The organism is Exiguobacterium sp. 17-1 (assembly GCF_023096305.1).
GTDB lineage: Bacteria > Bacillota > Bacilli > Exiguobacteriales > Exiguobacteriaceae > Exiguobacterium_A > Exiguobacterium_A sibiricum_A.
The window spans coordinates 143278-155599 of record NZ_JALIGJ010000002.1; the positions used below are offsets into that span (position 1 = coordinate 143278).

General features: G+C 45.6%; 17 protein-coding genes and 1 pseudogene. 11 read left to right on the top strand and 7 right to left on the bottom strand.

Annotated features, from left to right (window positions below; all coding sequences use genetic code 11):
• The first annotated feature begins 114 nt into the window (after window positions 1–114).
• From MUN34_RS06295 to MUN34_RS06305, 3 genes are all read left to right on the top strand, one after another.
• Window positions 115–354 (top strand): hypothetical protein, encoded by a 240-nt coding sequence (locus MUN34_RS06295; RefSeq protein ID WP_247857157.1) that lies wholly within the window; start codon window positions 115–117, stop codon window positions 352–354.
• 40 nt (window positions 355–394) lie between these two features.
• The gene (locus MUN34_RS06300) at window positions 395–1567 is read left to right on the top strand and encodes a hypothetical protein (protein WP_247857158.1); all 1173 of its coding nucleotides are present in this window, start codon (window positions 395–397) and stop codon (window positions 1565–1567) included.
• 119 nt (window positions 1568–1686) lie between these two features.
• Window positions 1687–2034: a DUF2200 domain-containing protein gene (locus MUN34_RS06305; protein WP_247857159.1), complete on the top strand. Its 348-nt coding sequence runs from the start codon at window positions 1687–1689 to the stop codon at window positions 2032–2034.
• A gap of 181 nt (window positions 2035–2215) precedes the next feature.
• On the opposite strand, the gene MUN34_RS06310 is transcribed toward MUN34_RS06305, so the two are convergent.
• Window positions 2216–2920: an alpha/beta hydrolase gene (locus tag MUN34_RS06310; protein ID WP_247857160.1), complete on the bottom strand. Its 705-nt coding sequence runs from the start codon at window positions 2918–2920 to the stop codon at window positions 2216–2218.
• Window positions 2921–3024: 104 nt separating this feature from the next.
• Between MUN34_RS06310 and MUN34_RS06315 the strand changes: the two genes are divergently transcribed.
• A complete protein-coding gene (locus tag MUN34_RS06315) occupies window positions 3025–3495 on the top strand; it encodes a site-2 protease family protein (protein WP_247857161.1) in 471 nt (156 codons plus the stop codon).
• A 14-nt stretch (window positions 3496–3509) separates the two neighbouring features.
• Window positions 3510–3713, top strand: coding sequence for a hypothetical protein (locus tag MUN34_RS06320; RefSeq protein ID WP_247857162.1), 204 nt, complete (start codon window positions 3510–3512; stop codon window positions 3711–3713).
• 74 nt (window positions 3714–3787) lie between these two features.
• On the opposite strand, the gene MUN34_RS06325 is transcribed toward MUN34_RS06320, so the two are convergent.
• The gene (locus tag MUN34_RS06325) at window positions 3788–4231 is read right to left on the bottom strand and encodes an Lrp/AsnC family transcriptional regulator (protein ID WP_247857163.1); all 444 of its coding nucleotides are present in this window, start codon (window positions 4229–4231) and stop codon (window positions 3788–3790) included.
• 149 nt (window positions 4232–4380) lie between these two features.
• Here MUN34_RS06325 and MUN34_RS06330 point away from each other — a divergent pair, with 149 nt between their 5' ends.
• A complete protein-coding gene (locus MUN34_RS06330; protein WP_081578956.1) occupies window positions 4381–4539 on the top strand; it encodes a DUF1272 domain-containing protein in 159 nt (52 codons plus the stop codon).
• Window positions 4540–4586: 47 nt separating this feature from the next.
• Here MUN34_RS06330 and MUN34_RS06335 read toward each other — a convergent pair whose 3' ends face one another.
• Both MUN34_RS06335 and MUN34_RS06340 read right to left on the bottom strand, forming a co-directional pair.
• Entirely contained in the window at window positions 4587–5054 is a 468-nt protein-coding gene (locus tag MUN34_RS06335; RefSeq protein WP_247857164.1) for a DUF4188 domain-containing protein, read from the bottom strand.
• Window positions 5051–5596 carry a PadR family transcriptional regulator gene (locus tag MUN34_RS06340; RefSeq protein ID WP_247857165.1) on the bottom strand — a complete coding sequence of 182 codons (546 nt, stop codon included), beginning with the start codon at window positions 5594–5596 and terminating at the stop codon, window positions 5051–5053. Before MUN34_RS06340 ends, MUN34_RS06335 begins: the two co-directional genes overlap by 4 nt.
• 204 nt (window positions 5597–5800) lie before the next feature.
• Here MUN34_RS06340 and MUN34_RS06345 point away from each other — a divergent pair, with 204 nt between their 5' ends.
• Window positions 5801–6886: a TolB-like translocation protein gene (locus MUN34_RS06345; RefSeq protein ID WP_247857166.1), complete on the top strand. Its 1086-nt coding sequence runs from the start codon at window positions 5801–5803 to the stop codon at window positions 6884–6886.
• 53 nt (window positions 6887–6939) lie between these two features.
• On the opposite strand, the gene MUN34_RS06350 is transcribed toward MUN34_RS06345, so the two are convergent.
• A complete protein-coding gene (locus tag MUN34_RS06350) occupies window positions 6940–7359 on the bottom strand; it encodes an SRPBCC domain-containing protein (protein WP_026828333.1) in 420 nt (139 codons plus the stop codon).
• Between the two features lie 162 nt (window positions 7360–7521).
• On the opposite strand from MUN34_RS06350, the gene MUN34_RS06355 reads away from it, so the two are divergent.
• The 3 genes from MUN34_RS06355 (at window position 7522) to MUN34_RS06365 (ending at window position 9921) form a co-directional block, all read left to right on the top strand.
• Window positions 7522–8139 (top strand): ArsR/SmtB family transcription factor, encoded by a 618-nt coding sequence (locus tag MUN34_RS06355; protein ID WP_247857167.1) that lies wholly within the window; start codon window positions 7522–7524, stop codon window positions 8137–8139.
• Window positions 8126–9334, top strand: coding sequence for an MFS transporter (locus MUN34_RS06360; RefSeq protein WP_247857168.1), 1209 nt, complete (start codon window positions 8126–8128; stop codon window positions 9332–9334). Before MUN34_RS06355 ends, MUN34_RS06360 begins: the two co-directional genes overlap by 14 nt.
• Window positions 9335–9468: 134 nt before the next feature.
• The gene (locus tag MUN34_RS06365) at window positions 9469–9921 is read left to right on the top strand and encodes a GNAT family N-acetyltransferase (protein WP_247857667.1); all 453 of its coding nucleotides are present in this window, start codon (window positions 9469–9471) and stop codon (window positions 9919–9921) included.
• An 85-nt stretch (window positions 9922–10006) separates the two neighbouring features.
• On the opposite strand, the pseudogene MUN34_RS16000 reads toward MUN34_RS06365, so the two are convergent.
• A pseudogene (locus MUN34_RS16000) lies at window positions 10007–10093 on the bottom strand (IS3 family transposase); the annotation flags it as partial.
• A gap of 58 nt (window positions 10094–10151) precedes the next feature.
• Between MUN34_RS16000 and MUN34_RS06370 the strand changes: the two are divergent.
• A complete protein-coding gene (locus tag MUN34_RS06370) occupies window positions 10152–10832 on the top strand; it encodes a hypothetical protein (RefSeq protein WP_247857169.1) in 681 nt (226 codons plus the stop codon).
• Between the two features lie 557 nt (window positions 10833–11389).
• On the opposite strand, the gene MUN34_RS15905 is transcribed toward MUN34_RS06370, so the two are convergent.
• Window positions 11390–12301, bottom strand: coding sequence for a methyl-accepting chemotaxis protein (locus MUN34_RS15905; RefSeq protein WP_348772893.1), 912 nt, complete (start codon window positions 12299–12301; stop codon window positions 11390–11392).
• Window positions 12302–12322: the final 21 nt, after the last annotated feature.

Consider the following 12322-nt stretch of genomic DNA (forward strand, 5'->3'; position numbering starts at 1 on the left):
CTGACCGTTTTTTCATTGATGACTTCTTAAAATTTTATTATGTAAATAAACAATTAATGATATAATATGTTAAATATAGGATAATTAATTTTGGGTTGGGAAAGGAGTACACTGATGGACGTCCGTACCGGCACTTCGTATAAGTATTATTTTTGGAAACGGTTTTTTCTGCTGTTCATTCCACTGTTTTTGATTGGGATTCTACCTGAGCCGTTCATTACAGAAAATCCATTCAACAGTCTTGAAGATTACGGCGAATTCGCCTTCGTCTTTTTGTTGTATCTGATTGTGATGTCCGGAATTTCTGCTTTTTTCGTCTCGATGCGTTGGCGAATGAAACACCACCGCCGTTGAGCTCGATTCCCCCACTTTACGTAAAAGGAGACCACCTACTATGTCCCGGAAGACTTTTTTTGCGGCGGCGTTGACGTTGACGCTTGTCGTCACGGCAGGATGCACCGATTCGAATACAACGAAGCAACAACCGAAAGTTTCGGCAGATCAGGCTCAAGCTGCGCCAACCCTTGAACCCGTCACTGCTCCGTTGTCCGACTATGGAAAATACATGCCGCTGAAGCGACAATCAGAAACGGTTACGCTTGGAAGCCATCAGACATACAATCTGGCCCCGTTCTTTACCGGACAAACCGTCGTCATTGCGCCGGACTACCTGTATCAGCAATCAATCTATTATACGCACGTCAAACAAACGAGTGACACCACCAGTAAAAGCTACATTTACCGGTACAGCCAAGGGTCGAACGATAATCAAGTATTGCATACGGTCAACCGGACCATCGGTATGATGACCGGAGTATCGCATTACCTGTTTTGGGTCGAATCCAATCCGACCAAGTCGGGACAAAAATGGGCGATTCGTTCGATGGACTTAAAGACGGAAAACATCAATACGCTTGATCAGGGCATCAGCCGTCATGATACGGCAATTCCTTATCTCGATGCATCCTCAAAACGGATATCCTGGATGACACAGGAAGCGACACCGAACCGAACGAAAACAATCCTCAAGTCGTTTGATGTGGCGGAAGACACGATCATCATCCATCAGCAGTATATTTTAAAGGAAGGTAAAAAGCAGGAGGGTCAATACCCGTTTGACTTCCGCCGGAGCGATGCCGGACTGATTTTGCATACAAGTACTTTCAAAAACGGTCATCAAGCGCCGACACTCGAGACGTTTGACGGCACGTTCAAACGACGAATGAACGGGCTGATTGATTTTGAGCACAGCAAAAAGTATGTCGCGACTGGTGAAGAAGGATCGGCCATCTTTATGAACAAGAAGGCGCAAAAAACGGGTTACCAGTTCAAACCGGCCGATAACCGGCTGACGGTTGACGCGTTCCGCTTTTTGTCTGCTGACCGTGTGATTTTCCGGGAGAGCATATCAAAACTTTGGTACGCCGATCTTGCGCGCGGCACAGTTGCCCCTTTGACGGAAATGGCCGATACGACGTCCAAACCGATTTATGTGAACGGGAAGCTGGCATACGGGGTATCGGACGACGAACAGATTGAATTCCATGTCATCGATTTGAAAAAATGATTGGTTAAGACCGTTCCTTTCGTACGAAAAGGACGGTCTTTGTTTTATCCGGAGGGGTCCATTTCGAGCGTTCGGTATGCTACACTTTTGGTAATAATTAGTCATGAGGAGGAGATACGATGACGAAACATCGGTTATACACGACAGCGTTTTCGAGTGTCTATCCGCTTTACGTGACAAAAGCGGAACGCAAGGGTCGGACGAAACAGGAAGTCGATACGATCATTTGCTGGCTGACCGGTTACTCGGAGCAACAACTCGCAACGCTGGCAACAGATAAGACGACATTCGAAGCCTTTTTTGCGGATGCGCCGGACATGCAGGAACGTCGATTGTTAATCAAAGGTGTCGTCTGCGGCGTCCGAGTCGAAGACGTCGAGGAGCCGTTGATGCGAGAAATCCGCTATCTCGACAAGTTGATTGATGAACTGGCAAAAGGAAAAGCGTTCGAGAAAATCTTACGGTAAGAATCTAAGGAAGAAAAATCGTATGCTGACTACCATCGCGTCACTCTTCGCTCTCGTCACGATGTTAATGAGCGGTTTTTACCTCGTTGATCATCATCTTCGGTACGGCGTCCCATCTAATCACTAAGTACTAAAAACCCGGGCACCTCAAGCAGGTGTCCGGTTCTTCTGTCTATTCTCGTTAAAAACGATCATTCAACCAAATGAAGATGTCCGCTATCATCTGATCCGACACGGTATGGTTGATCGACGGATGTTTCAGAAACGTTAAATCGTGATGGATTTTGCCCACTTGTCGTACATAATGCTCCTGCGTTTCAATCGGAATGACCGCATCGCGTTGTCCATGTACGAATAACGTTGGTGTAGACTGTTCTTGCAGGACAGGATCATACGCCCGCAAGTGTCGTTCTTCTTCCGCCGTTAAATCGTCTCTTTTGTCACGTCTTCGGAAAAACTGTTCCGAAAAGAGGAAGGAGCCGGACCCGTTGATGTTAATCACCCCTGCGCTACCGTCATGTTTAGCAGCAGCACCGCTGGCGATGAATCCTCCCATCGAGACACCAAGCCAAATGATGTCCTCTCTTCGAACGTTCAGCTGCTTAACGAGCGCATTCGATTCTTCGATGCTTTGAAACACGACTTCCCAAAAGTGACGTTCGACGACGCCCGGGTTAAAATACGTTGCTAACGCATCACGGCTGTCATGCAGGTGGAGTTCCGGCACAATGACCGTAAACCCTTGTTCCGAAATCATCTGGGCGAATTCTTCATATTTTGTCACGCTTGATCCCCAGCCGTGGTACAAACAGATGATTTTGCGGTAATCCTGACGCTGAGCTGGAAATATGCGAATTGGCAAAGTTGAATCAGTTAACAGGTTCATTTAATAAGTCTCCTTTTTCAATCTCTAGATGAATAAATGACAATTATGTAAGTTGCTTTCAACATCCAATTTTTGTTATGTTTGTGAATGAGAGGAGGAAGAACATGGGTTTACTATGGTTCAATCTAATCATGTTTGCCTTTTACTTACCGAGTCTTATTCTGCACGAATACGGTCATGCGCTCGTCGGTCGTTTGATCGGTCTGAGGCTAAAATCAGTTTCCATTGGCAAAGGTGAACCATTCTTACGAATCGGTCATTTTTCCGTCGCCAAAAAGCAGATATGGGAAGGCTTATATCAACCATATCCTACAACAGTCCCGCTTCGCCGTGGACAAAGAGCTGTCTTGTTACTCGGCGGGATTTTCGCGAATTTTATAGCCGGATTGTTCGTCGCCGGATTAAGTCAGCTCTTTCCAAGTCCGGTCATGCATCTGTTGGCTCCACCATTTATACAGATATCCATCATTTTCATTTTATTTAATCTGATTCCGATTCGCTTGACTAGTGGCTTTCCAAGCGACGGACTACAATTAAAATGGTTATTCTTTAATAAAAATTCACGGACTGACTGACAGGAGATGATTTCATGCTGAGACCCTTATTGCTCGCAAGTAGTCTATTACTCGTCGGATGTAACTCTTCCGAGCAAGCTAAAACCGTCCCATGGGGCGAACAGACACCGGCTCAAATCGAGAGGCTGAAAGCCCATAATATTGAATTTATAGTTAAAGACGGCCAAGTACTGATTCCTGAAAATCAGGTAGAAGAAGCAACGAAGTGTTGTACTTAATTTAAAACATAATCATGCGGTTATTTCCTTTAAAAGTTCAGGGGATAGCCGTTTTTTATTACTGAATTACATGATTAAATCAAAACACCGTCCCCGACCGTAAAAGCTTTAAACGCAACGGGTGACGACAAGCGGATCCAGGTCGACGGTTTGCCGTACCTCATTGAGGCGTCGATAAACGTTTCCAATGTCTCTACGGATGGTGTGTACAGTTTGACCATGAAGTTAAACGTCCCGGCGAGCCGGTGGCACTCGACGACATCCGGATGACTCTTGCAAAATGCGATAAACGCGTCGCATCTTGTGTCTTCGAACATCAAAATCGCCATGATTGTTTTGTCAAGCGCAACGGGATTGATGACGGCCCGGTATCCTTCGATGACACCTCGGTCCTCGAGTTTTTTGACGCGTTCGTTGACGGCAGGTGTCGACAGACCCACCGTTTTACCGAGTTCCGTCCAGGACATCCGCCCGTCTGCCTGCAATGCCCGGATAATTGCGTAATCAATTTCGTCCATTTTCCAACCCTCCTAATATTATGAAGACATATCTTAAAATTACCATTCATTTTCAGGTGAAGCTACTGAAAAACAAGGAAAATTATCTGTCTGGTCACGTTCTTCTTTCGTACAATAAAGACAGATCAAAAATAAGTGAGGTGAAAGACATGCAGGCAACAAATTGCACCCGCTGTGCGGAGACATTTGAAGACGGTCAGGAAACGTATCACTGTTCGCACAACTGTACCTTTTGCAAAGAGTGTACTGAGACGATGAATTCGATTTGTCAAAATTGCGGGGAAACATTGGTCCGGGTTGAGCAGTAATACATACAGCAAGGGAGCGGATGCCATTGATCCGCTCCCTTCGTTCGTTATTCACGTGTCGACACCGGTTTCCGTTCGGCCAGCCGGTCTTTCGCCTGCTCCTGATGTTTCTGAATCGCACTTTCTCCGACCGCTTTTGCCAGTCCCCGCGTCGGCAGATTGACATACATCGTCTCATAGTTGCTGATTTCAAACGTCTCATGGAAAATCCCGACGGCGTTACTCGCCCGCGACGACTGATTAAACTTTTTCCAGGCGGTCAGGTGACGGTTACCGTGCGAATAGGCAATCAGAGCGTCGGAGGAACGCCAATACTGAATCAACGTAACTGAACGCCAACCGACGAGCATCTCATGCGACAATAAACCAACCTGCTGCTCATAACATTCCTCAATCATCGGTGTCATCGCCTGGACGGTCGGCCACCATTTCCGGACCGATCGCAGACGGTTGATCCGTAAGCCGATGATGAATACGACGATGTCTTCATTTGGTGTCGCGATCACGCGTTTCATGATGATGTTCCTCCTTCGAGTGTCTGAACGGACGCTTCACACCATTCCAGCAGTGCTTGTGTCTTGCGTTTGCCGTAATCAAGCGTCAGCAGCCAATACATGGCATCATCCGCTTCTTTATAGGTCAGAATCGATTGTTCAATCATCTGGTATGTGTCCAATCGCTCCCGGAGCAGAGCGGCATGCTGATGAATCTTCTTAATCGTCGTTTTTTTTGACTCATGCCGGGCAAAATAGAGTTTCAGCAACAGTTCATTCCGCTGGACCGGAAGTTCCGTCGTCGGCTCCTCGACCCAGCGTCCGAGTTCCGCCTCGCCGTCCGGTGTCAGAACAAACGTCTTCCGGTCATCCCCCTCTCCGGTTTCTTCGACGATCAATCCTTCCTGCACCAACGTTTTCAGCATCGGATAGACCTGTCCGAAGCTGATCTTCCAAAAGTGGTTGAGACTCGTATCAATCGTATGTTTCATTTCGTAGCCTGACGTACAGCCGCTTGCCAGTAAACCTAAAATCGCATACCGGGTCATGTTTTCTTTTGGCATAAGTCGCTCCTATATCTTTTAGATAGTATCTTTTAGATATATATTCCCGGTCTTTCAGTTACTAAACGAATATTCAGAATATTTATAGTTAGAAAATTATCTTACATTTTTGTAAGTCCCACTTCTTTTTTAGGGGAATGGATTTATTTCCCTATACACTAATAGAGTTTTCATTTTCTTAAAACAGAACGGGAGTTTTCCGATATGCCTTATTTTTTAAAACTCAGCTTATTCAGCCTTGTCCTGCTGCTTGCCGGATGCAGTCAGCCGAAGACGGAATCAATTCAGCCGGTACCGGCACCAACAGAATTAATCCGCAGTGAGGGCTTTTCGACACTTGGACCAAGTACGAGTTACGACTTAACAAATGTCTATCTACGTTACCCTTACCTGTCTGGTCCAAGCTATATCGATGAAGCGGCCGTGTACTTTTATGCCTCAAGCGAAAAAGACAGTTCGATTTTCCGTTACTCGCTGACGGATCGGGACCTGGAGAAACTATATTCGACGAGCCAAACCATCTATAAGCTGGTTGGTGTCGGACGACAACTGTTCTGGATCCGTTATCAGGACAACGGGAAGGACAGCAACTGGACACTCGAAGTGATGGACTTAGCAACCGGATCGCTTCAACAACTTGACCATGGAAGAGAATCGTCTAGTTTTTATCCGGATCTCCAAGCCACGACGGCACATGTCTCTTGGATCAAACATATCAGTCAGAAAGATCAGACCCAGTCACTCGTGCAAAAATATGATGCGGCGACCGGGTATGTCACGACACAAAAAACGCTGACAGTGAAGGAATCAGAAACCCGAAGCGGCGACTATGCCCAGTACATACGGGACGGTGATGCGGGAATTCTTCTTGATCAAACAACATACAAAGCAGATGAAAAAACGACCGCCTACACGACGCTTTCCGGAAAAGCAATCAAAAAGACGACCATGCCGTTTGATTTCGCCTATGGACAGCATTATCTGGCTACGGGAGCGGAAGGGTCTGCGGGATTTCAAGCTCATGTGTCGAACCACACGTCCTACCACTATAAGACTCCGGAACCGTATTACCTGATTGACGGTTTTTGTTTCCTGTCAGCAGATCATGTCGTCTTCCGGGAAGAACAGCATCAACTCCTTTATGCGGACCTGATAAACGGTACGGTTGTCCCACTGACGGATAAGGAAGGCGAGTATTCGAAACCGGTTTTCACAAATGGTCGGCTTGGTTACAGCGTCGTCCAAGATGATGGAACCGTGTCTTTCCGCATCATTCAAGTCAACAACTGAACATGAGAAAAGCCCGTTCCAGATTGGACGGGCTTATTGGTGTCTGTTCGTATTCAGTGTTGTTCCGCGTATGCCTTGAAGCGGTCAAGGATGGCCTGCCACCCAGCCTGTTGCATTTCCGGAGGGTTCATCGACTCCGCTTCAAACGTTTCAACAACTTCCGTTTCATCACCATTCGCCGTAAACAGAATCGTCACGTGGCGTCCGTCGTCAATCGTATACGCTAACTTTTCATAGAGAATGACCTCTAGATAGACGCCGGAAAAATCAAAGCCGACACTTCCGTCCTTTGCCGCCATGTGACTGGAAAAACGACCACCTGCTTGAACATCATTCGTCGCTTCCGTCGTATGCCAATCATCCGATGCCGCATTCCATGCTTTGATGTGTTCCGGTTCCGTCCAATACGTCCAGACTTCGGCGACCGGACGTTGGATTACGGTCTGGATCTGAATTTCTTGAGCTTGGTTCATATGAATCACTCCTCTGTAAGTTCAGAATCTGTTCTTTGTTTAACGTTCTGCTTTAACTGAACAAATCCTTCTTTTTAAAAATGGTTTATTTTGTCATTGATTCAGGTATACTAGCTTTACAGTTAATAAAAGTTAACCGGTTAATAAAAAGGAGTGTTAATAATGGAACAGCAGGCGATTTTGATTCTCGAACAGTACGAACAACTCAAAGTCATCAGTGATCCGATGCGGACAAAAATGCTGATGCATCTGATTGAACAACCACATACCGGCCAGCAATTGGCCCAAAAACTTGACGTCTCACGGGCAAAGATTTTGTATCACCTGCGTGAACTCGAAAAGTATCAGTTGATTCAACTCGTCGAGGAAGAAATCCGAGGCGGAAATGTATTGAAGTTTTATCAGGCCGTCGCCCGCGGATTCATTCCGGCTGATCATCTCCTGAATCTTGTCGAGACGAAACAAGCGACACGCCAGTCTTATGTCGAGGTCCTCGACCGGGCGAAAACACGTGTCTTGACGGCGCCTGACCGCTCGTTTGCCCCGCGTTCTTCTGACGTCGAGAACTGGGAAAGTCTGTCGATGCAAAAAGAACTCCGGCTTACACCTGGGCAATTCTTGACGTTTACGAAACGGTACCGGGAACTGTTGCAGGACGTCGAACAGGATCCGTCGACGGCTGAAGCGGACAAAAAATTATATTACGTGATGGCGACGGCTTTTGAGATTGATGCACCGTTAGTTCAAGCGGACGAGGAGGGAGGACATGCAGGCGACTGAGCAAAAAACGCATCACCCGCTCTTGCGGAACCGTTCGTTTCGAGCGCTTTGGCTCGCCAGCACCTGTTCCTTCCTCGCCTTATCGACCTACTTATTTGCCGAGCAATGGTATATTCTTCGCGTCTTAAAACTTGATGCTTATTTAGGTCTCGTCTTGATGCTGACGTTGTTGCCGCGGATATTCTTGATGGTGGTGGGTGGCGTGATTGCCGATCGATTCAAGAAATCGATCATTTTACGCTATTCCAGTCTGCTGCGATTCACCTTTGTTCTGCTGTTGCTGTCTGTCTACCACTTCGAGCTGTTGACGATCGTTCCACTCGCTGTATTTGCTTTTACGTTCGGTTGTATCGATGCGTTCTTTTCCCCTGCCAGTGCGTCCCTGCTGCCCCTTCTCGTTTCGAAAGAAGATCTGACGCGGGCCAACTCGATTCTTCAAACCTCCAATCAGATGGCATTGTTCTCCGGACCGTTGCTTGGCGGCGTACTGCTGACCTTCGCTTCGTTTCACTTCTTGTTTTTGACGATTGCGCTGTTTCTTTTGCTCGCATCGCTCGGTACCTTTTTCATTCGCGAACATCCCGTCGACAATCCGACTCGGACCTCCGCTTGGCTTGAGCTCGTGCAAGGATTTCATTATGTGTTTGCCGACCCATACTTAAGACGGATTCTCTTCCTGCTGATTATCATCAACTTCTTCTTTTTTGGTCCTTTGCTGATGGGGATTCCCCTGTTGGTCGAACGGGTTTTATTGGGTGAAGCTCTTGATCTGAGTTATCTCCAAGGTGCGTATCAGCTCGGCATGCTGCTCGGGGCTGCCTGGATCGGCTTCAACCACTCGATCAACCAGTCGTTTCGCCTGTTGCTGTCGTTGATTGGTCTGCTTGGAGTCGGTCTTGGTTTACTCGGACAAATTGGACACGTCTGGCAAGGCGTTCTGCTACTGCTGACAATGGGAGGCATCTCCTCCATCATCAATGTTCTGATTTTGACGACGATTCAAACGACGACACGCCCACAGATGATGGGACGGGTCATGAGCCTTGTCAACGCTTCGTCAAACGGTTTGGTTCCATTGTCTTATGCGGCCTTGTCTCTTTCGCTGTCATTTGATGTCCGTCTCGAACAGATTCTCTTGTTATGCGGCTGCGGTATCGTTTTTGTGGTGTGTGCTGCCTTCGTTCGGATTCGGTGAACGCGTCAAAAAAAGTCATGTCCCGCCCGTTTCGGGGGGATATGACTTTAACTTGTCGAAATGAATAAACAGGAACGAAGAATCATGAGCCATTGAAACAAAACTAATCCGTGAGGGGGATTGCCTGTATGAATATAAACATCCGTCAACTGTCAGCTCATGAGAATCCTCCGATGGAGCTTTTGCTATTAGCGGACCCGTCTCAGAAAATAGTCGAAGAATATGTAAAAAGAGGTCGTTGTTTCGTAGCTGAAATAAGGAATCAACTGATTGGGGTACATGTGCTTCTACCCACGAGACCGCAAACGATCGAAATCGTAAATATTGCAGTAGACGAGAAGTATCAAGGCAACGGCGTCGGAAAATATCTCTTAAAACATGCCATTCAAACCGCGCAAGCGATGGGCTACACAACCATTGAAATCGGGACAGGCAATTCAAGCATTGGCCAGTTGGCTCTTTATCAAAAATGTGGATTTCGTATTGTTGGAGTCGATTTAAACTTCTTCTTGCGGCATTACGAAGAGGACATCATAGAAAACGGTATCCGGTGCACAGATATGATTCGGTTATCTCAAGACGTATAAAGGTCTCTATGCTCTTCATCCAAAACAGTTCGTCTATCTTGATTGGATTGTCAGCACTAAACCAGACAATTTTCTTAACGAATGATTACATATAGCGAAAGTGGTTGAACCAATTTATGTAATCCTGTAACTTACGTTTCAGTTCCATCAAACTCGAGAACACTCGTTTTTTGACAAACTCTGAAGTGAACTATAAATTAGTTACTAATGAATGAAAGGAATATTTTATTATGCATTTAGAAATTAAAAGTTATATTGAAATTCCTCCTGAAAAAGAAGAACTAGATAAAAATCAGGAATATCCGGGATTTGTAGAGATGACTGATTTAGAAGATAAAGATGTATTTAATTATGCATTTGGACGATCTGACGGCTATCCTTCAGGAAAAGTCGTTTTTTATTTAGGTGGTGAACCACTCCCTTTCAACGCACATGTTAGTGAGCTATATATGTTTTGGCATTTATTAATAAAGAGTGTACCAACAAATGATTTATATGACATTGAAAGATCAGACTGGACTCTGCAATATGAGAACGAAGAAGTTTCTTCTCATTTTACCATTCGATTTTTCTATCCAAAAAAAATAGCGGAATTTCATTATAAAAATCAAATTTTGGCTACTTTTTCATTAGATACATATAAAAAAGCAGTCCTACAAGGATTTTTAGATTTTATGTGGCATACGAATTTAGAGTTTGAAACGATTGTTTATGATTCGCTAGGTGAAGAAATTGATTATGCGTCTATGAGAGAAGATACTGGAGATGATTTATATAATTGTCGCTATATCTTCTTGCAATTCATGAAAGAAATGTATCGACAAAAGAAATACGATTTAAACACTCTCATTAATCTCGATTTTAAGGTAAGTCGTTCTTTTTCTGATTTAAAATATGAGTTAGAAGATTAAATCTATAAGAGTAATCCCTGTATCACTTCTTCAAATGTTTCATCAATGACGACAACAGTCTCTGTTCAACGCATTTGATACCCTGTTTAAAGAAAGAACTTAATCTATAAACAGGAACAACTTAATCTATAAACAGGAACAACTTAATCTATAAACAGGAACAACTTAATCTATAAACAGGAACAACCTGAAGCGGACTGATCCATCTATCAACATGGCATTTCTGAAGCATTTGACAAGATTTCTGTCGTATTCTATACCTATGTTAATACATGAGCAGGCTAGACGAATTAGCCAACAACGGTCTCTTACATTTTGGTGAGGGACCGCTGATCATATCAGCACTATAAGTATCTTTTCATAGCAGAGACTCAGGAGGAAGATGGATTGTCAATAATAAACTAGACAATTGTCTTAAGGAGTGTTTGATGCAGCAAAGTGTGTCTTAAGAAAACGATTCGAAGCGACAAAAAAGTGGCCCTTCTCGATAAAGAGAAAAATGACCACCTTGTCTTCAGTATTAAGTCATGTCCAATCTTAGCGTATGACTTGTTCGTTTAAATGACTGTCGTGAATTTTTTTGCCGTTTCATTCAGTTCATGCGCCGACTCGCTGACGGTCTCAAACCGTTGCAACGTCTCTTCCATGACAGAGACACTGGACGAGGCATCGGCGTTTGCCCGCGTGATGCCCTGTTGAATCCGCTCCAGTTCCTTGTTCATCTGTTCCGTCGTGTCGCGGACGTTGATGACGGCGAGTTCAACGAGTTTTGAGAGATTACGGACTTCCGTCGCGACGACGTTAAAGCCGCTTCCGTGCTCACCGGCGCGTGCTGCTTCGATCGAGGCGTTCAGCGACAATAAGTTGGTCTGGGCGGCAATCTCTTTAATCGTCCCGGTGATTTTTGTGATCTCGGAAGACTGTTCCTGCAGATTCGTTAAGGTCCGTAAATTTTCCTTGGCATCATCCGCCATCTTCTCGATCGTTTGTTTGAGTTGCCGGCTTTCCTGTTTGCCTTGCACGGAGCGGGCATCCAGATCCGTTGCGATGCCGGCAAAGGACGTCGCATACTCTTGGATGGTTTCTTGCCGGTCCGTGATATCAGAAGCAATCTTGACGACGCCGACGACTTTGTTTGCTTCATAAATCGGCATATAGGTCGCCTCCAGCCAAATCGAGTCGCCACGTGCGTCAATCCGCTCGATTTTATCAGCCGAGCTGAAACCGGCCAGCAGTTTGCTCCATAATTTCTGATACGCCTCACTGTTTGCAAAATCCGCTCGGCAAAACAGGTGGTGGTGCATGCCAATCATCTCATCGCGTTTGTATTTCATCGTCTTCGCGAACAAGTCGTTGACATCAACGACCCGGCGTTGCGTATCAAAACGAATCATTGCGACATTGTGGGTCAGAGCTTCCAGAATATCAGCAGAAGCAAGGGTTGGGTTTGTTAGTTGAGGTGTCGTCACGTGGTTAATCTCCTTCAGGTC

What these genes read in the sequence shown, in the direction of transcription:
- MUN34_RS06355 (WP_247857167.1), top strand. Translation starts at nt 7,522, where the DNA reads ATGGAACAGCAGGCGATTTTGATTCTCGAACAGTACGAACAACTCAAA.
- MUN34_RS06300 (WP_247857158.1), top strand. Translation starts at nt 395, where the DNA reads ATGTCCCGGAAGACTTTTTTTGCGGCGGCGTTGACGTTGACGCTTGTC.
- MUN34_RS06295 (WP_247857157.1), top strand. Translation starts at nt 115, where the DNA reads ATGGACGTCCGTACCGGCACTTCGTATAAGTATTATTTTTGGAAACGG.
- MUN34_RS06305 (WP_247857159.1), top strand. Translation starts at nt 1,687, where the DNA reads ATGACGAAACATCGGTTATACACGACAGCGTTTTCGAGTGTCTATCCG.
- MUN34_RS06330 (WP_081578956.1), top strand. Translation starts at nt 4,381, where the DNA reads ATGCAGGCAACAAATTGCACCCGCTGTGCGGAGACATTTGAAGACGGT.
- MUN34_RS06310 (WP_247857160.1), bottom strand. Translation starts at nt 2,920, where the DNA reads ATGAACCTGTTAACTGATTCAACTTTGCCAATTCGCATATTTCCAGCT.
- MUN34_RS06325 (WP_247857163.1), bottom strand. Translation starts at nt 4,231, where the DNA reads ATGGACGAAATTGATTACGCAATTATCCGGGCATTGCAGGCAGACGGG.
- MUN34_RS06350 (WP_026828333.1), bottom strand. Translation starts at nt 7,359, where the DNA reads ATGAACCAAGCTCAAGAAATTCAGATCCAGACCGTAATCCAACGTCCG.
- MUN34_RS06335 (WP_247857164.1), bottom strand. Translation starts at nt 5,054, where the DNA reads ATGAAACGCGTGATCGCGACACCAAATGAAGACATCGTCGTATTCATC.
- MUN34_RS06345 (WP_247857166.1), top strand. Translation starts at nt 5,801, where the DNA reads ATGCCTTATTTTTTAAAACTCAGCTTATTCAGCCTTGTCCTGCTGCTT.
- MUN34_RS06315 (WP_247857161.1), top strand. Translation starts at nt 3,025, where the DNA reads ATGGGTTTACTATGGTTCAATCTAATCATGTTTGCCTTTTACTTACCG.
- MUN34_RS06360 (WP_247857168.1), top strand. Translation starts at nt 8,126, where the DNA reads ATGCAGGCGACTGAGCAAAAAACGCATCACCCGCTCTTGCGGAACCGT.
- MUN34_RS06320 (WP_247857162.1), top strand. Translation starts at nt 3,510, where the DNA reads ATGCTGAGACCCTTATTGCTCGCAAGTAGTCTATTACTCGTCGGATGT.
- MUN34_RS06340 (WP_247857165.1), bottom strand. Translation starts at nt 5,596, where the DNA reads ATGCCAAAAGAAAACATGACCCGGTATGCGATTTTAGGTTTACTGGCA.
- MUN34_RS06370 (WP_247857169.1), top strand. Translation starts at nt 10,152, where the DNA reads ATGCATTTAGAAATTAAAAGTTATATTGAAATTCCTCCTGAAAAAGAA.